Raw genomic sequence first — 23,108 nt, 5'->3', positions numbered from 1 at the left:
TCGGTGCACGGGCGCCGTACGGTGACGTCCATGTCCGCGGACCGCACCCTCGTCTCGTCAGCATCCGATTTCGAATCGGCGGTCGGCTATTCGCGCGCGGTACGGGTCGGCCCGCACGTGGCGGTGGCCGGGACGACCGGCACCGGGCCCGCCGGCGACATCGCCGCCCAGGCCCGAGATGCGTTGCGCCGCATCGAGATTGCGTTGCACCAAGCGGGCGCCGCGCTCACCGACGTGGTACGCACCCGCATCTACGTCACCGACATCTCGCGCTGGCGCGAGGTGGGAGCCGTGCACGAGCAGGTCTTCGGCGCGATACGCCCCGCAGCCACCATGGTCGAGGTCTCGGCGCTCATCGCGCCCGAGTTGCTGGTGGAGATCGAGGCCGACGCCTACGTCGACTCCCCGGCCCCAGAGATCGGCGCGAAGGAGCCGTCGCCGGCCGGCGGGTAGGCGGTGACCCGGACCACAGCGGCCACCTGCAGGGGGCCGTACAGATGCGGGAACAACATCGACTCCGGGTCGGTTGCTACCCCCGGCTCCCACCGCACCGGCGCGGCAAGCCGGGCCGGGTCGATGTGCAACAGGACCAGGTCGTCACGACCGCGGTAGAGCCGGTTGGCCGGCAGGTGCACCTGCTCCGGGGTCGACAGATGGATGAACTCGCCACCGCCCGCGGCGTCCGGGTGGATGGCCCCCACCCGCCGGGCCTGCGCCCACTGCTCGGTTCCGCACAGGTGCACCAGGGTATCGGGAACGAAGGTCACAACTTCGACACCCTAGAGACCGCTCAAACCAAACCTGACCAGCCCGTGAGAAACGACACACCCGATAACGATCGGGGAACAAGGCGAAAACGCCATACGTCTGAGAAAGTGAATGTACGAGAACGGAGAAGGCATGAATGCAACTCTGACGAGTCCAGAACTGACCCGCGCCGACCGCTGCGACCGCTGCGGTGCTGCGGCACGGGTACGCGCCAAGCTGCCTTCCGGACTGGAGCTTCTCTTCTGCCAGCACCACGCCAACGAGCACGAGGCGAAGCTCACCGAGCTGGACGCCGTGCTGGAGTTCAGCGAAAGCTAGCCCGCAGCCGAACTCGCCCATCGCCAATGTGGGCGGTGCGAGCGATTTTCGGTAATGCTGGACGGGTATGAGCGAGCAGGTCGCGAAACCGTCGCGCCACCACATTTGGCGAATCACCCTGAGGACTCTTTCCAAGAGTTGGGACGACTCGATTTTCTCGGAGTCGGCTCAGGCTGGTTTCTGGTCGGCGTTGTCACTGCCGCCGCTGCTGCTCGGGCTGCTGGGCACGTTGGCCTACGTGGCGCCGCTGTTCGGCCCGGACATGCTGCCCAGCATCCTGCGCCAGCTGATCTCCACCGCACACAGCGTGTTCTCGCGCAGCGTGGTCAACGAGATCATCGAGCCGACCGTCCGGGACATCGCCAACAACGCCCGCGGCGAGGTGGTGTCGCTGGGGTTCATCATCTCGTTGTGGGCGGGATCGTCGGCCATCTCGGCGTTCGTCGACTCGGTGGTCGAGGCGCACGACCAGACGCCGCTGCGCCACCCGGTGCGCCAGCGCCTGTTCGCGCTGTTCCTCTACGTGGTGGGGCTGGTGTTCGTGGTGGCGACCGCGCCGCTGGTGGTCTTGGGACCGCGCAAGGTGGGTGAGCACATTCCGGTGAGCCTGGCCAACCTGCTGCGCTACGGCTACTACCCCGCGTTGATCCTCGTCTTGATGGTCGGGGTGGTGATCTTGTACCGGGTGTCGTTGCCGGAGCCGCTGCCGACGCATCGGCTGCTCTTCGGCGCAGCGCTGGCCACCGCCGTGTTCGTGATCGCCACCCTGGGCCTGCGGATCTACCTGCAATGGATCACCAGCACGGGCTACACCTACGGCGCGCTGTCCACGCCGATCGCATTCCTGCTGTTCTCGTTCTTCGGGGGCTTCGCGATCATGATCGGCGCCGAACTCAATGCCGCCATCCAGGAGGAATTCCCCGCGCCCAGGACACATGCGCACCGGCTGCGCAAATGGCTGTTGTCACACTCGCCCACGCTGGCGAAGGCAGCGGACACGCTGTCGAATCCCGTGACGACGAACCCCATCACCGCGCAACGCGATGTTGCAACGGTAGAACCGCCCGGCTGATCAGCCCTTCTTCATCCGGTCGTAGATCCGCTTGCAGTCCGGGCAGACGGGTGAGCCCGGCTTGGCCGCCTTGGTCACAGGAAATACCTCGCCGCACAACGCCACGACGTGGTTACCCATCACCGCGCTCTCGGCGATCTTGTCCTTCTTGACGTAGTGGAAGAACTTCGGGGTGTCGCTGCCGGTCCCGTCGTCGACGCGTTCGTCGGTCTCGGTGCGTTCGATCGTTTGGGTCTGCATAACTGACATTGTGCACTGCCCAGCAGGCCCGGAAACCGGCCAAGCCGGAATGGGCCAGTTGTGGGACAGTGGAGAAATGAAGCACGGCTCCGATCCGGGGTTCGATGACTTTGACGGCCACAAAGGCCGCCCAGTGCTCATCACCGCCGCAGCGACCTCGTATGAGGAGCAACACCGTGCGCGGGTCCGTAAATACCTGACCTTGATGGCTTTCCGGATCCCGGCGCTCATCCTGGCCGCGGTCGCCTATGGCGCATGGCACAACGGGCTGATCTCCCTGGCGATCGTGGCGCTGTCAATTCCGTTGCCGTGGATGGCCGTTCTGATCGCGAACGACCGGCCGCCGCGCAGTGCCGACGAGCCGCGCCGGTTCGACAACGCCCGCCAGCGCACCCCCCTGTTCCCGCGGGCCGAACATCCCGCGCTCGAGGCCCCGCGGCACCCGCAACCGGAGTGGCCCCCGGGCGCGCGGGACGGACTCGATCACGGCTAGCCGCCGTTTCCGCTGAAGGTGCCGCCCCGGCCGACTTCTCAGGACATTCTCAGGTCTGCGGCACATTCCTGCACGTCAAGACGTGTGAGATGGCGAATCGATGGGAACTCTCAGAGCTGATCTGTCGTTGAACTCCATGACAGAACAAAGCCGAACGGGAGGTCGCTATGGCGAATGCCAGCACGAGCAGATTTGACGGCGATCTGGATGCTCAGAGCCCCGCAGCGGACCTAGTGCGCGTATATCTCAATGGAATCGGTAAGACGGCACTTCTCAATGCGGCCGGCGAGGTCGAACTCGCCAAGCGCATCGAAGCCGGGCTTTACGCCGAACACCTGCTCGGAACGCGTAAGCGCCTCGGGGAGAACCGCAAACGCGATCTGGAAGCCGTGGTTCGCGACGGCCAAGCGGCGCGCCGTCACCTGCTGGAAGCGAACCTGCGCCTCGTGGTGTCGCTGGCCAAGCGCTACACGGGTCGCGGCATGCCGCTGCTGGACCTCATCCAGGAAGGCAACCTGGGCTTGATCCGAGCGATGGAAAAGTTCGACTACACAAAGGGATTCAAGTTCTCGACCTACGCGACGTGGTGGATCCGTCAGGCCATCACCCGCGGCATGGCCGACCAGAGCCGCACCATCCGGCTGCCGGTTCATCTGGTGGAGCAGGTCAACAAGCTGGCGCGGATCAAGCGCGAGATGCATCAGAATCTGGGCCGCGAGGCGACCGACGAGGAACTGGCCGCCGAGTCCGGCATCCCGGTCGAGAAGATCAACGACCTGCTCGAGCACAGCCGCGACCCGGTCAGCCTGGACATGCCCGTCGGCTCGGAGGAGGAGGCCCCGCTGGGCGACTTCATCGAGGACGCCGAGGCGATGTCCGCCGAGAACGCGGTGATCGCCGAGCTGCTGCACACCGACATCCGCAGCGTGCTGGCCACCCTGGACGAGCGTGAGCACCAGGTGATCCGGTTGCGTTTCGGTCTGGACGACGGCCAGCCGCGCACCCTGGACCAGATCGGCAAGCTTTTCGGTCTGTCCCGCGAGCGGGTCCGCCAAATCGAGCGGGACGTAATGTCCAAACTCCGCAACGGGGAGCGCGCCGACAGGCTACGGTCGTACGCGAGCTAACACCTCACTCAAGCTAGGTACAGACGGTATGCCCGCCGCGTCAGCGGCGGGCATACTGCTTGCCTGGGAGGCGTTACAACCATTCACGCAGCTGGCCAAGTAGACTCAGCGTCGACGGAGGGTGCTGAATGAACGACCTGGTTGACACCACCGAGATGTATTTGCGGACCATCTACGACCTCGAGGAAGAGGGCGTGACGCCGCTACGTGCCCGCATCGCCGAACGCCTCGATCAGAGCGGGCCGACTGTCAGCCAAACCGTGTCGCGCATGGAGCGGGACGGTTTACTTCACGTGGCCGGCGACCGCCACCTCGAGCTCACCGACAAGGGCCGTGCGCTGGCCATTTCCGTGATGCGCAAGCACCGCCTCGCCGAACGCCTGCTGGTCGACGTCATCGGCCTGCCGTGGGAAGAGGTCCACGCCGAGGCGTGCCGCTGGGAACACGTGATGAGCGAGGACGTCGAGCGGCGCCTGGTGAAGGTGCTGAACAACCCGACCACCTCGCCCTTCGGCAACCCGATCCCTGGACTCCTGGACCTGGGCGTGGGCCCCGAGTCCTGGTCCGAGGACGGCCCCCTGGTCCGGCTGACCGAGCTGCCCGCCGGCGCGCCGGTGGCCGTGGTGGTGCGCCAGCTGACCGAGCACGTCCAGGGCGATATCGACCTGATCTCACGCCTGAAGGACGCCGGCGTCGTCCCGAACGCGCGCGTCACCGTCGAGAACGGGTCCGCCGGGGTGACCATCGTCATTCCGGGCCACGAGAACGTCACCCTGCCGCACGAGATGGCGCACGCGGTCAAGGTCGAGAAGGTCTGACCCGGGCCGTGCGCGCCCACCTATCGCGCCCTGCGGCCTATCCCGCCCTGCGGCCGAACGGCCGTCGCGGCGGTAGCTGCACGCCGAACCGTTCGGCCAGCCGGTAGCCGGTCAGCGCCAGGTCCCGGATGTCCTCGGGCCGCAGCCCCGATTGCAACGCGGTGTCCAGCATGCCCGCCATCCGGTGATCGGGCGCACAGCGCAGCGCCTCCTGCAGCGACACGCCGGCGAGCGGGCCGTCGCCGCGGGCATACGCGCTGAACGCGATCAGCACCAGCGCCTCGACCCGCCACGGTGTCGGCAGCGTGCGCGCCAGCAGCGCCCACAATGACTCGACCTCGCCGGCGCTCTCCCCGACCGCAAGCGCATACAGGATGTCGCGCACCTGCGCGTCGGTCAGCGCACAGCCCAGCGTCGCCATCTCGCTGTCGGACAGCAATTCCCCGGCCGCAACCCGGCCGGCCGCGGCCAGCGCCGTCTCCACGTCGCCGCGGGTGCAGCGGACCGGATGCGCGCGATGCGCCGCCCGGCGCCGGGCGGCCTGCTGCCGAACCGCGTCGGCCAGCGCGGCGGTGCGCGCCGGATCGTCGGGCGCGATGACCGCCTGCAGGTCGGCCCGCCGCGGATAGAGCCGTCTGCCTTCCAGCACCGCCGCGGCGGCCAGCGGGGAGGCCGCGGGATCGTCGACGACCCCGCTCGACCCGCAGCGCTCGGCGCAGTGCCAGCGGCCGCCGAGGGCCACGTGGTCGACCACGTGCGTGGCCCACAGCTCAATGTGGTGCTGCGACAAGGCTTCTGCGAGGGCCCCCGCCAGCTGCCGGTATTCCTCGTTGCAGCTAGGGCAGTAGGCGCCGTCCGCGTCGACGATCACCGCGATCACGGCCTCGGGGGCCGCCGCGGCGGCGACCTCCGCCAGGTGCTCCACCCGTTCGGCAAGTTCTTCGGAAAGGTCGACGCGCATCACCGAGCCGAGTTGCCCGTCGCCCAAAGACACTAATACCAATGAATTTTCGGGAACGAAGCCGAGAACGGCCGGCAGCGCGGCGATGAGTGCACCGGGGCGGGAAAGTTCGAAGTCTTCGCGACGCGTCGTCATGAGCACCAACGCTGACGGCCGCCACCGTCAACCGGTGCGCGCGAGCGCGGGTGCGCCAGCGGACCTGTGGATGAACCCAGCACTGTGCGTTGTGCTGCCTTACTGTTTAAGCCATGAGTTCGGCGCAAGAGTACGACATGGTGGTCATCGGGTCCGGGCCCGGCGGACAGAAGGCCGCCATCGCCTCGGCCAAGCTCGGTAAGTCGGTCGCCGTCGTCGAGCGCGGCCAAATGCTCGGCGGTGTCTGCGTCCAGACCGGCACCATTCCGTCAAAGACGTTGCGCGAGGCGGTCCTCTATCTCACCGGGATGAGCCAGCGCGAACTCTACGGCGCGAGCTACCGCGTGAAGGAGAAGATCACCCCGGCCGACCTGCTGGCCCGAACCCAGCACGTGATCGGCAAGGAGGTCGACGTGGTCCGCAACCAGCTGATGCGCAACCGCATCGACCTGCTGATCGGCCACGGGCGTTTCGTCGACCCACACACCATCGAGGTCGAGGATCCGTCGCGGCGCGAAAAGATAACCATCACAGGCAAATACGTCGTCATCGCCACCGGCACCCGGCCGGCCCGGCCCTCCGGCGTCGAGTTCGACGAGCACCGGGTGCTCGACTCCGACGGGATCCTCGATCTCAAGTCGCTGCCCACCTCGATGGTGGTGGTCGGCGCCGGCGTCATCGGCATCGAGTACGCCTCGATGTTCGCCGCGCTGGGCACCAAGGTCACCGTCGTGGAGAAGCGCGACGACATGCTCGACTTCTGCGACCCCGAAGTCGTCGAGGCGCTGAAGTTCCACCTGCGCGACCTGGCGGTGACGTTCCGATTCGGTGAGGAGGTGACCGCGGTCGACGTCGGCTCGGCGGGCACCGTCACCACCCTGGCCAGCGGCAAGCAGATCCCCGCCGAGACGGTGATGTATTCGGCCGGGCGGCAAGGCCAGACCGATCACCTCGACCTGCACAACGCCGAGCTGGAAGCCGACAACCGCGGGCGGATCTTCGTCGACGACAACTTCCAGACCAAGGTGCCCCACATCTACGCCGTCGGCGACGTGATCGGCTTCCCCGCGCTGGCCGCGACGTCGATGGAGCAGGGACGCCTGGCCGCCTACCACGCGTTCGGGGAAGCGAGCGACGGCATCACCGAGCTGCAACCGATCGGCATCTACTCCATCCCCGAGGTCTCCTACGTCGGCGCCACCGAGGTGGAGCTGACGAAGAACGCGGTGCCCTACGAGGTCGGCGTGGCCAGGTACCGCGAACTGGCCCGCGGCCAGATCGCCGGCGACTCCTACGGGATGCTCAAACTGCTGGTCTCCACCGAGAACCTCAAGGTGCTCGGCGCGCACATCTTCGGGACCAGCGCCACCGAGATGGTGCACATCGGGCAGGCCGTGATGGGCTGCGGCGGCACGGTGGAGTACCTGGTGGACGCGGTGTTCAACTACCCCACGTTCTCCGAGGCCTACAAGGTGGCGGCGCTCGACGTGATGAACAAAGTCCGGGCGCTCAACCAGTTCCGCGCCTAGCAGGCGTCGGTGAGGTCGTTCGGGACCGGATCGCCGGGGCCACCGACCTCGGCGCGATGCAGCAGCTCCGCGGTCTGCGCGTCGAACGGCGCCGAATACGACATGTTCGCGGCGCAGCCGCCCCGCTCGAGACCACCGATCAGCCCGATGAGCGTCGTGCCGCTGACCCACGGCGCACCGCTGGTGCCGTCCACCAGGCCCTCGCAGGCCAACGCGGGGAACCCGGTGTCGGTGACGGACGTGCTGGCCTGACACCCGATGGGCGAGCCACCCACGCCCGCGGGATACCCCAGGACGGTGACGCGGCTGCCCGGCGGGGGGGTCACGCCCAGCGTCAGCGCCAGGCCGACCCGGGACTCGACCGGAGCACCGGCGTCGTTGCTGACGCGCGCGATCGCGTAGTCGGCGTGCGGGTCCTTGCTGGCCATCCAGCGCGGATCGAGGTAGACCGCGTCGGCCTTCCACACATCGGCGGGACCGGGTGCGGCGTCCCCGGCGAAACCGGGGACGAAGGTGATCAGCGAGGCCCCGGCCAGGCAGTGCGCGGCCGTCATGATCAGGTTGCCGCCCGTGGAATGCACCACCGAGCCGGTGCAGACGTGCAGCGGGCCCCCGTCGATGAAAATCGCCCCGATGCGCCGATCCGGCTCGACCGGGCCCGCGACGGCCTTCTGCTCGGGCTGGCTGAGCCGCTGCACCGGCCCGCCGACGCGCGGGGCGGACACCGGGGCACCCGACGCATGCTGGACCGGAGGACGACAGGCCGTCAGCGACGTAGCCACCCCCACCACCAAGCAGAGCATCAGGATCCGAATGCGCATCGCCTTCATCATGCCTGACCGGTGGTCGGCAAGCCGACTTCCACCACCTCGCGGTGCGCCACCGGGTTTGCTGGTGTGCGCGCCGGCCTCCCCCGCGGCGCCGTTCACGGATTACGCCTGGGGAATACAGCGTTTCAGCTCACAGCGTGACTGCGAAGTTCGCTGATAGATGTTGGTGCCGCCTGATTCGGGGGAGACTTGGTAGGGCACCCTGGATAGACCCCCGAGAGGAGGCGATCGCAGATGTCTCACCACCGAGACCCAGGTGATCAGTACCAGCCAGGGCAGGCTGGGATGTACGAACTCGAGCTGCCGGCACCGCAATTATCGACGTCCGACGGCCGCGGTCCCGTGTTGGTGCATGCCCTGGAGGGTTTTTCCGACGCCGGTCATGCCATCAAGCTGGCGGCCGCGCACCTGAAGGCGGTGCTGGACACCGAGCTGGTCGCGTCCTTCGCGATCGACGAATTGCTGGACTACCGCTCGCGGCGTCCGCTGATGACCTTCAAGACCGACCACTTCACCCACTACGAGGATCCCGAGCTGAGCCTGTACGCGATGCGCGACACGATCGGCACGCCGTTCCTGCTGCTGGCCGGCATGGAACCGGACCTCAAGTGGGAGCGCTTCATCACCGCCGTTCGGCTGCTGGCGGAGCGCCTCAACGTGCGCCAGACCATCGGCCTGGGCACGGTCCCGATGGCGGTCCCGCACACCCGGCCGACCACCATGACCGCACACTCCAACAACCCGGAATTGATCGCCGACTTCCAGCCGTGGATCTCGGAGATCCAGGTTCCCGGCAGCGCGTCCAACCTGCTGGAGTACCGGATGGGCCAGCACGGTCACGAGGTCGTCGGCTACACCGTGCACGTCCCGCACTACCTCACCCAGACCGATTACCCGGCCGCCGCGCAGGCGTTGCTCGAGCAGGTCGCCAAGACCGCGTCGCTGGAGCTGCCGCTGACGGCGTTGACCGAAGCGGCCGAGGTGATTCGGGCCAAGATCGACGAGCAGGTCGAAGCGAGCGCGGAGGTCGCTCAAGTGGTGGCCGCGCTGGAGCGCCAGTACGATGCCTTCATCGACGCTCAGGAGAACAGATCGTTACTGGCTCGCGACGAGGATCTGCCTAGCGGCGACGAGCTGGGCGCGGAGTTCGAGCGATTTCTGGCCCAGCAGGCGGAGAAGAAGTTCGACGACGACGACAAAGCCTGATCCACTCAGCACGACGCCCCAGCCAGGCCGCCCCTAGCCCGGCCCGACACCGAGGTTGGCGATATGACCGAGCGGAAGCGCAATCCCACGCTCCGCCCGGTGCGTGAGGTCACCGTACCCAAACTCGAGTTCCGCACCATCCACGGTTACAAGCGGGCCTACCGCATCGCCGGCTCCGGGCCGGCGATTCTGCTGATCCACGGCATCGGCGACAACTCCACCACGTGGAATGCCGTGCAGGCCAAGCTCGCCCAGCGTTTCACGGTGATCGCCCCGGATCTGCTGGGCCACGGACAATCCGACAAGCCGCGCGCCGACTACTCGATTGCGGCGTACGCGAACGGGATGCGTGACCTGCTCAGCGTGCTCGACATCGAGCGGGCCACCATCATCGGTCACTCGCTCGGCGGCGGCGTGGCCATGCAATTCGCCTACCAATTCCCGCATCTGGTGGAACGGCTGATCCTGGTCGGCGCCGGCGGCGTGACCAAGGACGTCAACTTCGTGCTGCGCTGGGCCTCGCTGCCGATGGGCAGCGAGGCGATCGCCCTGCTGCGATTGCCGCTGGTGCTGCCGGCGGTCCAGGCCATGGGACGCGTCCTGGGCCTGGCGCTGGGCAGCACCGGGCTGGGCCGCGACCTGCCCAACGTGCTGCGGATCCTCGACGACCTGCCCGAGCCGACGGCGTCCGCGGCATTCAGCCGGACGCTGCGGGCGGTGGTGGATTGGCGTGGGCAGATCGTCACCATGCTCGACCGATGTTATTTGACCGAAGCCATTCCGGTGCAGATCGTCTGGGGCACAAAGGATGTGGTGGTTCCGGTCCGGCACGCGTGGATGGCGCATGCGGCGATGCCGGGCTCGCGTCTGGAAATCTTCGAAGGCTCCGGCCACTTCCCCTTCCACGACGACCCGGCGCGGTTCATCGACGTCGTCGAGCGCTTCATCGATTCCACCGACCCCGCCGAATACGACCAGGCCAGCCTTCGCGGTTTGCTCCGCACCGGCGGCGGCGAGCAGGCCGTCTCGGGCCCCGCTCCCACTCGCGTCGCGGTGCTGAACGCCATGGGCTCCGACGAGCGCAGCGCCACCTGATCACCTTGGTCGATGCGGCCCGATGCCGCGTCGTACAGTCGGGCCATGGGGATCGACGTGACGGTGTTGCGGGTGTTCACCGACTCGGACGGCAATTTCGGTAATCCGCTGGGTGTGGTGGACGCCCGCCGGGTCGAGGCCGCGGCCCGGCAGCGCTTGGCACGCCAATTGGGCTACAGCGAGACGGTTTTCGTCGGCCTTCCCGGTCCCGGATCCGCCACCGCGCACGCCACCATCTACACGCCGCGAACCGAACTGCCGTTCGCCGGGCACCCGACCGTCGGCGCGGCGTGGTGGCTGCGCGAGAACGGTTCACCGATCAACACGCTGCGGGTGCCGGCCGGGATCGTGCAGGTGGATTACGACGAACACCGCGCCGGCATCAACGCCCGCGCGGACTGGGCGCCCGAATTCGCCCTGCACGAATTCGCTTCGGCCGACGAGGTTCTCGCCGCCGACCCGTCGGACTATCCCGACGACACCGCGCACTACCTGTGGGCCTGGACCGATCAGGCGGCCGGGTCGCTACGGTCGCGCATGTTCGCCGCCAACCTCGGTGTGGTCGAGGACGAGGCGACCGGATCTGCGGCGATGAGGATCACCGATTACCTGAGCCAGAGCCTGCGGATCACCCAGGGCAAGGGCTCCGTCATCGACACGACGTGGAGCGCCGAGGGCTGGGTCGGGGTGGCCGGGCGGGTCGTCAATGACGGTGTGCGGCAACTGGACTGAGGGCTGCCGCGTCCGCGCGTTCAGCGCCGCCGGTGCAGCACCGCGGCGAGGTGGTCCTGAATCGGTTGCCCGACCGCGCCCATCTGCACCGTGTAGGACAGCTCGTCGCGGTCGATGCGGAAGGAACGCCCAAGCGCCGTCACCTCTTTGGCGCTGGGAGTCAGCCCGACCGTGGTCGTCGACATCTGCATCTCGATGAGGTCGCCGGTGACCGAATAGGTGCCGACCTCGATTTCGGTGATGCCGCTGGGATGCGCCAGCACCAGTTCGACGTGACCCGGTTGGGGCACGCGAAGATAACCGGTTTCGGCGTGCAACGGCTTGCCGTCGGCTACCGCCTTGGTTTTCTGCCCGTAGGCCAGAAACGGCTTACCCACATGGGCGAACACGACTTCCTCGAGATAGTCGAAGGGCGGGATCGTCGGGTACTTACCCGAACCCTGCCCGGCCCAGGTTCCGAGGAGCGGGGCCAGCGCCGCAAGGTCGGGATGCAAGTCAGGGGGCATGAACCGAGCCTAGCCCGGTGACGATGGGGGCCCGGATGGCCCGCTGAGGAGCCGGGCAATTCCGACTGGCCGGGACGGGTCGTCGGATTCCGTCAGCCCGGGGTCGCCACTCCGCGGTGATCGCGCAGCGCCTGGATCTCCCGTTCGAAATCGTCCGCGGACTCAAACGACCGATACACAGAGGCGAACCGCAAGTAGGCCACCTCGTCGAGGTCGCGCAGCGGCCCCAGGATGGCAAGGCCCACCTCGTGGCTGGCGACCTCGGGCGAGCCCGCGGCGCGCACGGTGTCTTCGACTTGCTGGGCCAGCAGATTCAGCGCATCGTCATCGACCTGGCGCCCCTGGCAGGCCCGGCGCACACCGCTGATGACCTTCTCCCTGCTGAACGGTTCGGTGACGCCGCTGCGCTTGACCACCGCCAGGACCGCGGTCTCCACGGTGGTGAAACGTCGTCCGCACTCGGGACAGGATCGGCGGCGCCGGATGGCCTGCCCTTCATCGGTTTCGCGCGAATCGATCACCCGGGAGTCCGGATGGCGGCAGAACGGACAGTGCATGACCGCTCCTTCATCGCGCCGACAAGGTACCGCTGGACTTCGAGCGTACCCGCGCGCTGACCTGCACGGCTAATGGAGCCGCCAGGCATACGGGCTCGTCGCCGGCGTCCGGGGAGCGTCAGTCCAGAACCGTCCTCGCACAACGGTTGTCAGCCGACCGGAGCGATCAGGGTCTGGCCCGCCATCAGGTTGGACGAGCGCAGATCGTTGAGTTCGCGGATCTTGTCGGCGACCTGGGTGGTCGGCGCGTCGGGCGCCACCCGGTGTGCGAAGTCCTGAAGCGACTCCCCCGCATCCACGCGGACAACGGCGAGCCGGTCGGGAACGTGAGCCGCGGAGTTAGTGGAGTCGCCGTTGAGCGCCTGGCCGACGTTCGCGACGAGACCCAGCCACAGCGTGATCGCCCCGGCGGCCAGCGCCAACCCGATGGTGGACGCCCAGGTGGTGGCGCGCCTGCGGTGCGGAGCGACCGACATTGCCACCCCGGTGCCGTAGTAGCGCGTCGCCGCGCCCGCCGGCCGCGAGGGCGCGGGCCTGCGCGACCTGGCCAGGCCGTCCCGCCCGTAGCGTGCACCCTGAACGGGTCCGTTGATCGGGCGCCGAAGACTGCTGGTACGCGGCGCAGGCGTGTGGATGACTGTCATCTTCGTTCCTCCGGTCAACTAGCTCTCGCTCGTGTGTTCGACTCTAATCGCTTGTATGTTCGAAACCCGAACATTTGAGCGAAGCGTGTCGCACGAGCAAACGCTAGATCACACCACCGACAAGTTCGTCGGCCTCTACCACTGTCACGAGGCACAAATACCCGATAACCCGAAGAGTTACACATTTGTGATTCACTCGACTTCGGCCTTTTCCCGCGGGCGATCCGGGCGACACGACACGCCACTCGAACACATGTTTGATTCTTGTTCGCGGTGCGGCTACATTCAGTGCCATGGGCGACAGCAACGACATCTCATCGGCCGGCCCCGAGGGTCGGTTGCACTCCGTGGACGCCTCGCTGACCGAACGGCAGCGCACCATTCTGAATGTCATCCGCGCCTCGGTCACCAGCCGCGGCTACCCGCCGAGCATCCGCGAGATCGGCGATGCCGTCGGTCTGACGTCGACATCATCTGTGGCACACCAGCTGCGCACCCTGGAGCGCAAGGGATACCTGCGCCGCGACCCCAACCGCCCGCGGGCCGTCGATGTCCGCGGGGCCGATGACGAGGTGGCGGCACCCGCCACCGAGGTGGCCGGCTCCGACGCCCTGCCGGAGCCCACGTTCGTCCCGGTGCTCGGGCGCATCGCGGCCGGCGGACCCATCCTCGCCGAAGAGGCCGTCGAGGACGTCTTTCCCCTGCCACGCGAATTGGTCGGTGAGGGAACGCTTTTCCTGCTCAAGGTGGTCGGTGACTCGATGGTCGAGGCCGCGATCTGCGATGGCGACTGGGTGGTGGTCCGTCAGCAGAACGTCGCCGACAACGGCGACATCGTCGCGGCGATGCTGGACGGCGAGGCCACCGTCAAGACGTTCAAACGCGCGGGCGGTCAGGTGTGGCTGATGCCGCACAACCCCGCGTTCGACCCCATCCCCGGCAACGACGCGAGCGTGCTGGGCAAGGTCGTCACGGTCATCCGCAAGGTCTGACCCGACGGCGGGCCGAGTCAGTCGGCCCGGGTGAATCCGTTGGCCTGAGCGACTTCTTCGCTCGACAACCAGATTTCGGCGAGCGTGTCCTTGTACAGGTCGCTGCCCGGCGTGTAATACAGGCCGTAGCGCGCGCTCGCCTTGATCGGATATCCGTCGGGCGCCTGGTACGGGTCGTCGAGCGGCAGGTGGATCGTGGGTCGCCCTTCCGGGCCCGCCAGGCCGTTCTCCGAGGCGTCGTCGGCGGCGTGCCGACCGCTTCGTGCCGACGTCCCGGCTGCGACGGCCCCCGCGACCACGGCCTCCGCCACGTCCGCTCCCGCCGGTGTGTCCGCTTCGGGCTCGACATCCGGCTCCGGCGCCGCGAGGTCGGCGTATTCGTCCTCGGGCTCGGCGGCTTCCAGCGCGCCGGTCACGGCCTCGCTGTCCGGCGGGGTGTGCGGAACGGCGACATCGGGATATTCGTCGTCCGGATACACCTCCTCGGCGTAGCCGGCATCGGGGTCCTCGGCGTCGACGTAGGCGGCGTCGTCCGCCGTCTCGGGTTCGGCGACGTCGGGAACGGCGTCGGTGTAGTCGGTGTAGTCGGCTCCGGCGTCGGAATACTCTGCCTCCGACAGCATCTCCTCGGACACCACCGGGATGGAGTCGGTGTCGACGGCGTCGGGGTCTTCGTCGGTGAACCCGTAGTCGCTTTCGGCGGGAGCCTGGCGTTGCCAACTGACCCGCCCGGCGTCGGGTTCGGGTTCAGGCTGGCGCGGCGCGCTGAGCGCGAACGCCTCGGCGTCGTGGTCGGGTTCGTCGTGTCCCCAGCGTTCGTCGGCGTCGTAGCCGAAGTCGCCGCGGTGGCCGGGCGCGTAGCCCGCGGCGTCCTGCCCGGGCCGGCGCCGGCCGAACAGCGCCCACACCAGCAGCACGAGCGCCGCCAGCACCGGAATGGCGACCATCAGCCACCACCAGTGCCAGGTGAACTTCTTCGGGTGCGCGGGCATGGCCGAATTGCTCGGCTGGTTTTGACCGGACACCTGCAGGCCGGACAGCAACGGCGCCAGGTTGGCCGGTTCCGTGCTGAACGTATTTTTCGCGCGGTTCCACGAGATCTTGCCGCCGGTGAACTGCTGCGAAATCACGTCGCCGTTCGCGGCCTGGTCGCCGACGGGTGCGCCGAGTTTGCCGGCGGGGGCGCGCAGCTTGTCCCATGCGGCCTTCATCGCCCCGCGGATGACGAACGCGCCGCGGTCGGACGTCCAGAAGATGACCGGCTTGTCGGCCGCCGAGAAGGTGACGATGCGGCTGGAAGGCCCTATGCCGCCGTCGGTTTCGTTGGTGGTGGGGAATCCGAGGTCGCTGCCGACCGGTCCGCCCAGCGATTCGTATTTCGCCAGGATGTCGCTCTCGACGGCGTTCGCGCCGGTGGCCGGGGTGAAGAAGACCTTGCCGCCGGCGAAGTTCTGGGCGATTCCGTCACCGCCGACGGGATATTGCCCGCCCTGCTTGGCGCCCAAGGGTCCGGTTGGGCCGCCGGCCGCGCGCCAGGCCGTGTTGATCGCCGCGGTGGGATCGATCGCCACCTGCAGGCCCTTCAACTGATCGGCCAGCGCCGGCGGTTCGGTGGTGAACTGCTTCGTCTGCCGATTCCACGAGACCCGCCCGCCGCTGAACTTCTGGGAGGACACCTCGCCGGTGTAGGTCTCGTCACCGACCGGCACGCCGAGAACGCCGCCGGAGCTGCCCAGCTTGTCCCAGGCGGTGTTCAGGGCGCCGCGCACCACGAACGGGCCGTGCTCGGGCGTCCAGAAGATCACCGGCTTGTCGCTGGCCGAGAAGGTGATCACCCGGCTGTCCGGGCCGGACAGACCGGGCACCTCATTGATGGCCGGGAAGCCGAGATCGCTGCCGGCCGGCCCGCCGAGCTGCTCGTATTTGTCCAGCACGGGCCCATAGGCGAATTTGGCCCCGGTGGCCGGGGTGAAGAACATCTTGCCGCCGTCGAAGTCCAGGACGAAACCGTCGCCGACGGGGTACACGTCGCCCTTGCGGGCGCCCAGCGGCGAGGTGTCGCCGCCGGCCTTGTCCCATGCGGCCATCATCGCCGCCTCGGCGTCGCCGATCGGACTCGCTGCCGCGGTGGGGGCCAGCAACACGGCGGCCAGTGCTGTGGTCGTCAAGCTGACCAGCGCGCTTCCGATCAGCTTGCGCATGTGACCTCTCTGCACCTTCACCAAGCCTTCCAGCCGGCGGATATGGCTCTATCTGCGGCTATGCCCTTACCTGCATAACCGGCGAGCGGGCGGTCCTTGCGCGGAAAATGGACCCGCACACGATCGGCCTTATCGCCGGGCTCGCATAACTTTGCTCCAGCCAACAAGAAATGCGAAGTCAAATCACGAATTTTACAAAAACGGATACCACATCGACGTCGAAATGATGCGTGCCCATGGCCCAATCGCGACCCACTGCGGCAACGTTCGCGTGTTGCGGATGGCGCACCGAAAGGCGGCATCGAGTAGCGCCCCGCCGGACTTGCGACTCGCACAGTGGAATTGCGTGGTACACGCCCCGAGCGGGGCGCATGAGCCGTCGCGGCACCGCGATCAGGGCCTGACTACGTGTGATGACGCGGTCGGCACACTCGTTCGTCGCTCACCGCCAATACGCAGCGCGAGCTGACGGCGAACGTTCGCCGCGCCCCTTTCGGCGAGCTCGGCCGCTATCCAGCAAACGAAACGCTATACGCCCAGGCTGCGGCCGACGATTTCCTTCATGATCTCGGTCGTGCCGCCGTAGATGGTTTGCACCCGGGCATCCAGATAGGCACGGGCAACGGGGTATTCGCGCATGTAGCCGTAGCCACCGTGCAGTTGCAGGCAGCGGTCGATCAGGTGCACCTGCTTTTCGGTGCAGTACCACTTGGCCATCGCGGCCTGCTCGGCGGTCAGTTTGTGGTCCAGGTGCAGGCGGATGAACTCGTCGACCATCATGCGGACCACGGTCGCCTCCGTCGCCAGCTCGGCGAGCACGAAGCGGCTGTTCTGGAAGCTGCCGATCGGCTTCCCAAATGCCTTGCGCTCCTTGGTGTATTCCAGTGTCTGCTCCAGCACCTGCTCCATGGCCGCGGCCGCCATGATGGCGATCGAGATGCGTTCCTGCGGCAGGTTCTGCATGAGGTAGATGAACCCCATCCCCTCCTGGCCCAGCAGGTTTTCGGCCGGCACCTTGACGTCGGTGAAGGACAGCTCGGCCGTGTCCTGGGCATCCAGCCCGATCTTGTCCAGGTGCCGACCGCGCTCGAAGCCCTCCATGCCGCGCTCGACGGCGAGCAGCGAGAAGCCCTGCGCGCCCTTTTCCGGGTCGGTCTGCGCGACCACGATCACCAGATCGGAGTTGATTCCGTTGGTGATGAACGTCTTTGAGCCGTTGAGCACGTAGTGGTCGCCCTGCTTGACCGCACGGGTCTTGATGCCCTGCAGGTCGCTACCGGTGCCCGGCTCGGTCATCGCGATCGCCGTAATCAGCTCTCCGGTGCAGAATTTCGGGAGCCAGCGCTGCTTCTGCTCCTCGGTGGCCAGGGCCAGCAGGTACGGCGCGACGATGTCGTTGTGCAGGCCGAAACCGATGCCGCTGTAGCGGCCGGCGGTGGTCTCCTCGGTGATGATCGCGTTGTACCGGAAGTCCGGGTTGCCGCCGCCGCCGTACTCTTCGGGCACCGCCATGCCCAGGAAACCCTGCTTGCCGGCCTCCAGCCACACACCGCGGTCGACGATCTTCGCCTTCTCCCACTCGTCGTGGTAGGGCGCGACGTGGCGCTCCAGGAAGCCCCGGTAGGACTCACGGAACAGGTCGTGCTCTGACTCGAAAAGCGTGCGCTGGTATTTGATGGCGCTGCTCATGGAAAGACCTCCGGCGACTGGGGATTCTGCAGCCCAAGATATACCAACCGGACGGTTGGTAGGCAGCCGGCGGGGTCGCCTACCGCCGCCTCGAGGGGGTCGGATGGGCCCTGCGCTGCACGGATCGCCCCTGATGCCGGGGCGAACGCGCGGTCAGTCGGCCGAGAACTCGCGCAGCCGGCCGGCCAGCGCCACCGGAACCCGGGCCCGGATGCGGGTGCCCTCGGCGTTGTGCTCCTCCTGCTGGACGCGCCCGTCGGCGTGCAGGCGGGCCACCAGGTCGCCGCGGTGGTACGGGATCACCACGTCGACGGCGGTGTCGGCCGGGACCGCGAGCTCGGCGATCCGGCGTCGCAGGGCGTCGATGCCGTCGCCGGTGCGCGCGGACACGAACATGGCGCCCGGCAGGGCGTGACGAAGCTTGGCCAGCGTCAGATCGCTTGCGGCGTCGACCTTGTTCACCACCACCAGCTCCTGCGGCGCGGCGCCGTCGTGGTCGCTCCCGTAGTCGGCGACGACTTCGGAGATGACCTGGCGGACCGCGTTGATCTGCGCCAGCGGGTTGACGTCGGAGCCGTCGACGACGTGCACCAGCAGATCGGCGTCGACGACCTCTTCCAGCGTCGAGCGGAAGGCCTCGACCAGCTGGGTGGGCAGGTGCCGGACGAATCCGACGGTGTCGGTGAGCACGAACGGGCGGCCATCCTCGAACTCGGCGCGCCGGGTGGTGGGCTCCAAGGTGGCGAACAACGCGTCCTGCACGAGCACCCCGGCCCCGGTCAGCGCGTTGAGCAGGCTCGACTTGCCGGCGTTGGTGTAGCCGACGATCGCGATCGCGGGAAGGTCGCTGTGCACCCGCCGGCTGCGCTGAGTATCGCGGACCTGCTTCATGTCTTTTATCTCGCGGCGCAGCTTGGCCATCCGCTCGCGGATGCGCCGCCGGTCCGTCTCGATCTTGGTTTCACCGGGACCGCGCAGGCCCACGCCTCCCCCGCTGCCGCCGGCCCGGCCACCGGCCTGCCGGGACATCGATTCACCCCAGCCGCGCAGTCGCGGCAGCATGTATTCCATCTGGGCCAGCGCGACCTGCGCCTTGCCCTCCCGGCTGGTGGCATGCTGGGCGAAGATGTCCAGGATCAGCGCGGTGCGGTCGATCACTTTGACCTTGACGGCCTTTTCCAGAGCGGTCAGCTGAGCCGGGGACAGTTCACCGTCGCAGATGACGGTGTCAGCGCCGGTCGACAGCACCACCTCCCGCAGTTCCTGCGCCTTGCCCGAGCCGATGTAGGTCGACGGGTCGGGCTTGTCGCGGCGCTGGATCAGCCCTTCGAGCACCTCGGAGCCGGCGGTTTCGGCCAGGGCGGCAAGCTCGGCCATGCTGGCTTCGCTGTCCGCGGCGGTGCCGTCGGTCCACACGCCGACCAGGACGACCCGCTCGAGCCGGAGCTGGCGGTATTCGACTTCGGAGATGTCGGTGAGTTCGGTCGACAGGCCGGCGACCCGGCGCAGCGCAGACCGATCTTCGAGGGCGAGTTCGCCCGTGCTGGGCTCCGCAATTCCCGGAGCGTGATCACGAAATTCTGGTTCTGTCATAGGCAATAAAAGATGATGCACGCGAAAACGGTGTCGTGCACCTGATTTAACGCTGCTGTGCGCGCCACCATTCCTCGCTGAGTTCTCCTTGGGCTACCAGTACGGACGGTCCTCGCAGGAAGCTGGTGGCGTCGGTGATGGTGACTACGACCTCGCCGCCGGGCATCCGAACGGTCAGGGCGCCGGTGGCCGCCCCGGCACCGGCCAGCGCGGCGACCGCGGCCGCCACCGTCCCGGTGCCGCACGAGCGCGTCTCGCCGACTCCCCGCTCGTGCACGCGCATGCGCACGGCCCCGCCGGCCGGTGCGGTGACGATCTCGACGTTCACCCCGTCCGGGAACTGGGCGGCATCGAAGCTCACCGGCGCGGCCACGTCCAGCGCCGCCAGCCCCTCGGCCGTCAGTTGTGGGTCGACACAGGCCAGGTGCGGATTGCCCACGTCCACCGCCAGTCCGGCGAACCGCCGGCCGCCCACGACCGCGTCACCGGGGCCCAGCGTGTTGGCCTTGCCCATGTCGACGCTGATGTCGGCGGTGGTCGCGTCGGCGCGATGCACCGCGACCGGCCGCGGGCCGGCCAGCGACCCGACCACGAATTCGTCGCGAGACTCCATGCCGCTGGCACGCAGGTAGTGCGCGAAGACCCGCACGCCGTTGCCGCACATCTGCGCGACGGACCCGTCGGCGTTGCGGTAGTCCATGTACCAGTCGTCAGGGCCCACCCCGTCGGGCACCCGGTCGAGCACGCCGGCCGACAGCGCCGCGCCGGCCGTGGTGACCCGCAGCACCCCGTCGGCGCCCAGCCCGCGGCGCCGGTCGCACAGCGCGGCCACCCGCGCCCCGGTCAGGCTCAGCTCGGCCTGCGGGTCCGGCAGCACCACGAAGTCGTTCTCGGTGCCGTGGCCCTTCGCGAAATTCACCTGCTCAGGATACGTGGCGCCACGCTCGCACGGCGGCGTCGACGATCGCGGCGCCCTCGGCCGCGTCCAGCCACCGCACCCGGTGATCGCGGCGGAACCAGGACCGCTGGCGCCGGACGTAGCGCCGGGTGCCGAAGAAGGTCTGCTCGCGCGCGCCCCGCAGTTGATCGGCGCCGGGGCCCGCCGGACCGCTCTCGTCGAGCGCCGCCAGCACCTGCGCGTAACCCAGCGCCCGCGACGCGGTGACCCCGTCGCGCAGGCCCTTGTCCAGCAGCGCGATCACCTCGCCGACCAGACCCTGGTCGAACATGGCGTCGGTGCGCCGGGCCAGCCGCTCGTCGAGAAGTGTTGTGTCGCAGTCTAATCCGACGATGGCGGTGTCCCATCTGGGGGCGCCGATCCGCGGCGCGGAGGCGGCGAACGGCTGACCGGTCAGCTCGACCACTTCCAGGGCCCGCACCGTGCGCCGGGCGTCGGTGGGCAGGATGGACGCGGCCGCGGCCGGATCGCGGCGGGCCAGCTCGGCGTGCAGCTCGCCGACCCCGATCTGGGCGAGCCGCTGCTCCCAGCGCGCGCGCACCGCGGGATCGGTGGCCGGAAACGACCAGTCGTCGAGCAGCGACTGGATGTAGAGCATGGAGCCGCCCACGATGATCGGCAGCGCGCCGCGGGCCACGATCGCTTCGACGTCGGCCGCGGCGGCGGCCTGATACCGCGCGACGGTCGCGGTCTCGGTGACGTCGAGGACGTCGAGCTGGTGATGCGGGATGCCGCGGCGGGCGCCGACGGGCAGCTTGGCGGTGCCGATGTCCATGCCGCGGTAGAGCTGCATCGCGTCGGCGTTGACGATCTCGGCGCGGACGCCGAGCCGCTCGACCCGCTCCGCGAAGTCGAGGGCCAACTGCGACTTGCCGGTGCCGGTGGGGCCGATGATCGCCAGGGGGCGCACGGCGGGGGTCACAGCTGCCAGGCGCCGGCGAAGTAGCCCACCCCGTAGGGCGCTCCGCGGTACAGCTCCTTGGCCGATCGGGGTCCGGGCTCGGCCAGTCCGGCCAGCACCTGAAATGCGACCCGGCCGTGGATCTGCTGCGGCAGGCGGCGCAGCGCGGCGAGGTCGCCGCCGGCCAGCGCGTCGTCCAGGGCCCGTTGAGCGTCGGCGTTGTCCGGGTCGTATCCGCCGGGGGCGGCCGGAGTCAGTGTGTTCGCGCCGTCGGCCACGACCAGCACCCCGACCGGCTCGGCCACCCGGTCGATCTCGGCGCGCAGCTGTGTGCCGAGGCGCAGCGCGGTGTCGGCGTCGTGGTCGGCGCGGTAGACGCGGACCTGCGCGCTGGCGTGCGGCTGCGCCTGGCCGCGCACCCAGCCGGCGAGCAGCGCGCAGACCGGGAGTGCCATCGGCGGGGCGTCCTGGTCGGCCTCCGGGGACACCCGGACGCGGACGTCCGCGCCGAAACCCGCGAAGGTGCCCACCGCGTCGGGACCCAGCACGTCGTCGTCGGGTCCCACCCCGATCACCACCCAGCGGTCGGGCAGCAGAGCGGCCGCGGCAAGAGTGGCCGCGGCCAGGTCGGCCACCTCGGTGACGGCCGCTCCGGCGAGTTCGGGGACAAGGACCGGCGCCGACGGGACGATCGCAATGGCGCTCAGCACGCCACCAAACTAACGCGGCGGCCCGGCGCCAGTGCGGTGTGCCGGGCCTGACGTCACCGGGGGAAGCCGTCCGCCACGACCAGACGGTCGCTGAAGGGGCCGAAATCGTCGTCTTCGGTTATCTCTCGGGCCGGTATTTTTCGTGGGACACCACCCGGCCCTTGCTCGGCCTGGTCGATAGTGGCGGCTTCGCCGCGCGCCAGCGCGATCGTCGCGATGATGACCACCGCCACCGCCCCGATCAGCACGAACGCTCTGGGGCCGCTGGCGTTCATCGTCTCCTCCAGCACCAAAACCCCGAGCAGGCCGGCGACCACCGGCTTGGCCACCGTCATGGTCGGCAGCGACGCGGTCAGCGTGCCGGCGCGGAAAGCCGACTGCTGGAAGATCATCCCGGCCAGGGCCACCAGCAGCCAGGGCACGAATTCCGGCGACGTCAGCACGGCCAGCGGGCCGTTCTCGGCCATCTCGACGATGCCCTTGGTCAGCACCGCGAACAGCGCCAGCGAGGAACCCGCAACCACCGCGAGCAGCACGGCCGCGAATGGGCTGCCGGACCAGCGCCGCGCCGCCACCACGCAGGCCACCAGCAGCGGGATCATGACCATGGCGACGATGAGCCAGGTTTGCAACTGCCCGCGCTGATGTCCGGCCGCCGGGTCGCCGACGATGATGACGACCGCCAGCGCGGCGGCCAGGATGAGCGCCCACCCCCATTCGCGGGGCTTCACCCGGTGCTGGGCAAGCCGCGCGTAGATGGGCAGCGCGAACAGCAGCGCGGTCACCTGCAGCGCGGTCACCATCACGACCGAGCCCCACGCCAGCGCGGCGGCCTGCAGGCTGTAGTTGGTGATCGCGGCCAGGCCGCCCAGCCACCACCGGGTGTCCTTGAGCGACATGCGGAACAGCTCGAGGTGGCCGACCTGCTTGTCGGTGACCTCGTGCGCGGAGCGCTGCCGGACCACGTCGCCGACCGCCGATGCCAGCGCCGCGCACAAAGCCAGTAACGCTGCGACATCAACTTTCGACATTC

At 68.5% G+C, this 23,108-nt stretch carries 25 protein-coding genes; 11 read left to right on the top strand and 14 right to left on the bottom strand.

Translation table 11 applies throughout. The annotated features are described in order from the left end of the window. Window positions 1–30: 30 nt before the first annotated feature. The gene (locus tag A5732_RS18600; RefSeq protein ID WP_076102962.1) at window positions 31–453 is read left to right on the top strand and encodes a RidA family protein; all 423 of its coding nucleotides are present in this window, start codon (window positions 31–33) and stop codon (window positions 451–453) included. Here A5732_RS18600 and A5732_RS18595 read toward each other — a convergent pair. Continuing rightward, on the bottom strand, window positions 393–767 hold the full coding sequence (locus tag A5732_RS18595) for a DUF952 domain-containing protein (protein ID WP_076102961.1): 375 nt from the start codon (window positions 765–767) through the stop codon (window positions 393–395). The two genes, A5732_RS18600 and A5732_RS18595, sit on opposite strands and share 61 nt — an antisense overlap. A gap of 133 nt (window positions 768–900) precedes the next feature. Between A5732_RS18595 and A5732_RS18590 the strand changes: the two genes are divergently transcribed. Together A5732_RS18590 and A5732_RS18585 are read left to right on the top strand one after the other, a co-directional pair. Next, window positions 901–1,086 (top strand): DUF7455 domain-containing protein, encoded by a 186-nt coding sequence (locus A5732_RS18590; RefSeq protein WP_007774888.1) that lies wholly within the window; start codon window positions 901–903, stop codon window positions 1,084–1,086. A 67-nt stretch (window positions 1,087–1,153) separates the two neighbouring features. Next, the gene (locus A5732_RS18585; protein ID WP_064951791.1) at window positions 1,154–2,158 is read left to right on the top strand and encodes a YihY/virulence factor BrkB family protein; all 1,005 of its coding nucleotides are present in this window, start codon (window positions 1,154–1,156) and stop codon (window positions 2,156–2,158) included. Here the strand turns inward: A5732_RS18585 and A5732_RS18580 are convergent, their stop codons facing one another. Beyond that, window positions 2,159–2,398 (bottom strand): DUF3039 domain-containing protein, encoded by a 240-nt coding sequence (locus tag A5732_RS18580; protein ID WP_076051841.1) that lies wholly within the window; start codon window positions 2,396–2,398, stop codon window positions 2,159–2,161. Window positions 2,399–2,456: 58 nt separating this feature from the next. On the opposite strand from A5732_RS18580, the gene A5732_RS18575 reads away from it, so the two are divergent. The 3 genes from A5732_RS18575 (at window position 2,457) to A5732_RS18565 (ending at window position 4,836) form a co-directional block, all read left to right on the top strand. Further along, the gene (locus tag A5732_RS18575; RefSeq protein ID WP_139334578.1) at window positions 2,457–2,891 is read left to right on the top strand and encodes a DUF3099 domain-containing protein; all 435 of its coding nucleotides are present in this window, start codon (window positions 2,457–2,459) and stop codon (window positions 2,889–2,891) included. Between the two features lie 167 nt (window positions 2,892–3,058). Then, on the top strand, window positions 3,059–4,018 hold the full coding sequence (sigB, locus tag A5732_RS18570) for a sigma-70 family RNA polymerase sigma factor SigB (protein WP_064879658.1): 960 nt from the start codon (window positions 3,059–3,061) through the stop codon (window positions 4,016–4,018). Between the two features lie 128 nt (window positions 4,019–4,146). Further along, complete coding sequence (locus A5732_RS18565; protein ID WP_064951794.1) at window positions 4,147–4,836, top strand: metal-dependent transcriptional regulator; 690 nt, start codon at window positions 4,147–4,149, stop codon at window positions 4,834–4,836. Between the two features lie 37 nt (window positions 4,837–4,873). On the opposite strand, the gene A5732_RS18560 is transcribed toward A5732_RS18565, so the two are convergent. Further along, on the bottom strand, window positions 4,874–5,932 hold the full coding sequence (locus A5732_RS18560; protein ID WP_076102960.1) for a DUF4192 domain-containing protein: 1,059 nt from the start codon (window positions 5,930–5,932) through the stop codon (window positions 4,874–4,876). Window positions 5,933–6,045: 113 nt separating this feature from the next. Here A5732_RS18560 and sthA point away from each other — a divergent pair, with 113 nt between their 5' ends. Beyond that, complete coding sequence (sthA, locus tag A5732_RS18555; protein ID WP_076102959.1) at window positions 6,046–7,461, top strand: Si-specific NAD(P)(+) transhydrogenase; 1,416 nt, start codon at window positions 6,046–6,048, stop codon at window positions 7,459–7,461. Here the strand turns inward: sthA and A5732_RS18550 are convergent. Further along, on the bottom strand, window positions 7,458–8,294 hold the full coding sequence (locus A5732_RS18550; protein ID WP_065052404.1) for a trypsin-like serine peptidase: 837 nt from the start codon (window positions 8,292–8,294) through the stop codon (window positions 7,458–7,460). The genes sthA and A5732_RS18550 overlap by 4 nt on opposite strands. Window positions 8,295–8,525: 231 nt before the next feature. Between A5732_RS18550 and A5732_RS18545 the strand changes: the two genes are divergently transcribed. The 3 genes from A5732_RS18545 to A5732_RS18535 all read left to right on the top strand — a co-directional run bounded on the left by A5732_RS18545 (window position 8,526) and on the right by A5732_RS18535 (window position 11,324). Next, window positions 8,526–9,497 carry a proteasome assembly chaperone family protein gene (locus tag A5732_RS18545; RefSeq protein WP_076051838.1) on the top strand — a complete coding sequence of 324 codons (972 nt, stop codon included), beginning with the start codon at window positions 8,526–8,528 and terminating at the stop codon, window positions 9,495–9,497. Between the two features lie 63 nt (window positions 9,498–9,560). Next, window positions 9,561–10,592, top strand: a complete 1,032-nt coding sequence (locus A5732_RS18540) for an alpha/beta fold hydrolase (protein ID WP_076102958.1) — start codon at window positions 9,561–9,563, stop codon at window positions 10,590–10,592. Window positions 10,593–10,637: 45 nt separating this feature from the next. Continuing rightward, a complete protein-coding gene (locus A5732_RS18535; protein WP_076102957.1) occupies window positions 10,638–11,324 on the top strand; it encodes a PhzF family phenazine biosynthesis protein in 687 nt (228 codons plus the stop codon). A 20-nt stretch (window positions 11,325–11,344) separates the two neighbouring features. On the opposite strand, the gene A5732_RS18530 is transcribed toward A5732_RS18535, so the two are convergent. From A5732_RS18530 to A5732_RS18520, 3 genes are all read right to left on the bottom strand, one after another. Beyond that, window positions 11,345–11,830 carry a peroxynitrite isomerase gene (locus A5732_RS18530; protein WP_076102956.1) on the bottom strand — a complete coding sequence of 162 codons (486 nt, stop codon included), beginning with the start codon at window positions 11,828–11,830 and terminating at the stop codon, window positions 11,345–11,347. Window positions 11,831–11,922: 92 nt separating this feature from the next. Then, window positions 11,923–12,387 carry a transcriptional regulator NrdR gene (nrdR, locus tag A5732_RS18525; RefSeq protein ID WP_064951802.1) on the bottom strand — a complete coding sequence of 155 codons (465 nt, stop codon included), beginning with the start codon at window positions 12,385–12,387 and terminating at the stop codon, window positions 11,923–11,925. Window positions 12,388–12,536: 149 nt separating this feature from the next. After that, window positions 12,537–13,031, bottom strand: a complete 495-nt coding sequence (locus A5732_RS18520) for a LysM peptidoglycan-binding domain-containing protein (protein WP_075233361.1) — start codon at window positions 13,029–13,031, stop codon at window positions 12,537–12,539. A gap of 293 nt (window positions 13,032–13,324) precedes the next feature. Between A5732_RS18520 and lexA the strand changes: the two genes are divergently transcribed. Continuing rightward, a complete protein-coding gene (gene lexA, locus A5732_RS18515; protein ID WP_076102955.1) occupies window positions 13,325–14,023 on the top strand; it encodes a transcriptional repressor LexA in 699 nt (232 codons plus the stop codon). A gap of 17 nt (window positions 14,024–14,040) precedes the next feature. Here the strand turns inward: lexA and A5732_RS18510 are convergent, their stop codons facing one another. From A5732_RS18510 to A5732_RS18480, 7 genes are all read right to left on the bottom strand, one after another. After that, window positions 14,041–16,224: a sunset domain-containing protein gene (locus A5732_RS18510; RefSeq protein WP_076051833.1), complete on the bottom strand. Its 2,184-nt coding sequence runs from the start codon at window positions 16,222–16,224 to the stop codon at window positions 14,041–14,043. A 528-nt stretch (window positions 16,225–16,752) separates the two neighbouring features. After that, complete coding sequence (locus A5732_RS18505; RefSeq protein WP_076102954.1) at window positions 16,753–17,913, bottom strand: acyl-CoA dehydrogenase family protein; 1,161 nt, start codon at window positions 17,911–17,913, stop codon at window positions 16,753–16,755. 153 nt (window positions 17,914–18,066) lie between these two features. After that, on the bottom strand, window positions 18,067–19,506 hold the full coding sequence (hflX, locus tag A5732_RS18500; RefSeq protein WP_076102953.1) for a GTPase HflX: 1,440 nt from the start codon (window positions 19,504–19,506) through the stop codon (window positions 18,067–18,069). Between the two features lie 46 nt (window positions 19,507–19,552). Continuing rightward, on the bottom strand, window positions 19,553–20,425 hold the full coding sequence (gene dapF, locus A5732_RS18495; RefSeq protein ID WP_076102952.1) for a diaminopimelate epimerase: 873 nt from the start codon (window positions 20,423–20,425) through the stop codon (window positions 19,553–19,555). 4 nt (window positions 20,426–20,429) lie between these two features. Then, a complete protein-coding gene (miaA, locus tag A5732_RS18490) occupies window positions 20,430–21,374 on the bottom strand; it encodes a tRNA (adenosine(37)-N6)-dimethylallyltransferase MiaA (protein ID WP_076103038.1) in 945 nt (314 codons plus the stop codon). 8 nt (window positions 21,375–21,382) lie between these two features. After that, complete coding sequence (locus A5732_RS18485; RefSeq protein ID WP_076102951.1) at window positions 21,383–22,075, bottom strand: hypothetical protein; 693 nt, start codon at window positions 22,073–22,075, stop codon at window positions 21,383–21,385. Window positions 22,076–22,128: 53 nt separating this feature from the next. Then, window positions 22,129–23,106, bottom strand: coding sequence for a DMT family transporter (locus tag A5732_RS18480; protein ID WP_076051829.1), 978 nt, complete (start codon window positions 23,104–23,106; stop codon window positions 22,129–22,131). Between the last annotated feature and the right edge of the window lie 2 nt (window positions 23,107–23,108).

Origin of the sequence: Mycobacterium colombiense (genome assembly GCF_001953985.1) — a bacterium.
GTDB classification, from domain to species: Bacteria; Actinomycetota; Actinomycetes; order Mycobacteriales; family Mycobacteriaceae; genus Mycobacterium; species Mycobacterium colombiense_B.
This window is presented reverse-complemented; position numbering and strand designations above follow the sequence as displayed.

Bases quoted from the DNA above. Each gene is read 5' to 3' on its own strand.
- A5732_RS18600 (WP_076102962.1), top strand. From the start codon at position 31: ATGTCCGCGGACCGCACCCTCGTCTCGTCAGCATCCGATTTCGAATCG.
- A5732_RS18590 (WP_007774888.1), top strand. From the start codon at position 901: ATGAATGCAACTCTGACGAGTCCAGAACTGACCCGCGCCGACCGCTGC.
- A5732_RS18585 (WP_064951791.1), top strand. From the start codon at position 1,154: ATGAGCGAGCAGGTCGCGAAACCGTCGCGCCACCACATTTGGCGAATC.
- A5732_RS18580 (WP_076051841.1), bottom strand. From the start codon at position 2,398: ATGCAGACCCAAACGATCGAACGCACCGAGACCGACGAACGCGTCGAC.
- sigB (WP_064879658.1), top strand. From the start codon at position 3,059: ATGGCGAATGCCAGCACGAGCAGATTTGACGGCGATCTGGATGCTCAG.
- A5732_RS18565 (WP_064951794.1), top strand. From the start codon at position 4,147: ATGAACGACCTGGTTGACACCACCGAGATGTATTTGCGGACCATCTAC.
- A5732_RS18560 (WP_076102960.1), bottom strand. From the start codon at position 5,932: ATGACGACGCGTCGCGAAGACTTCGAACTTTCCCGCCCCGGTGCACTC.
- sthA (WP_076102959.1), top strand. From the start codon at position 6,046: ATGAGTTCGGCGCAAGAGTACGACATGGTGGTCATCGGGTCCGGGCCC.
- A5732_RS18550 (WP_065052404.1), bottom strand. From the start codon at position 8,294: ATGATGAAGGCGATGCGCATTCGGATCCTGATGCTCTGCTTGGTGGTG.
- A5732_RS18545 (WP_076051838.1), top strand. From the start codon at position 8,526: ATGTCTCACCACCGAGACCCAGGTGATCAGTACCAGCCAGGGCAGGCT.
- A5732_RS18540 (WP_076102958.1), top strand. From the start codon at position 9,561: ATGACCGAGCGGAAGCGCAATCCCACGCTCCGCCCGGTGCGTGAGGTC.
- A5732_RS18535 (WP_076102957.1), top strand. From the start codon at position 10,638: ATGGGGATCGACGTGACGGTGTTGCGGGTGTTCACCGACTCGGACGGC.
- A5732_RS18530 (WP_076102956.1), bottom strand. From the start codon at position 11,830: ATGCCCCCTGACTTGCATCCCGACCTTGCGGCGCTGGCCCCGCTCCTC.
- nrdR (WP_064951802.1), bottom strand. From the start codon at position 12,387: ATGCACTGTCCGTTCTGCCGCCATCCGGACTCCCGGGTGATCGATTCG.
- A5732_RS18520 (WP_075233361.1), bottom strand. From the start codon at position 13,031: ATGACAGTCATCCACACGCCTGCGCCGCGTACCAGCAGTCTTCGGCGC.
- lexA (WP_076102955.1), top strand. From the start codon at position 13,325: ATGGGCGACAGCAACGACATCTCATCGGCCGGCCCCGAGGGTCGGTTG.
- A5732_RS18510 (WP_076051833.1), bottom strand. From the start codon at position 16,224: ATGCGCAAGCTGATCGGAAGCGCGCTGGTCAGCTTGACGACCACAGCA.
- A5732_RS18505 (WP_076102954.1), bottom strand. From the start codon at position 17,913: ATGAGCAGCGCCATCAAATACCAGCGCACGCTTTTCGAGTCAGAGCAC.
- hflX (WP_076102953.1), bottom strand. From the start codon at position 19,506: ATGACAGAACCAGAATTTCGTGATCACGCTCCGGGAATTGCGGAGCCC.
- A5732_RS18480 (WP_076051829.1), bottom strand. From the start codon at position 23,106: ATGTCGAAAGTTGATGTCGCAGCGTTACTGGCTTTGTGCGCGGCGCTG.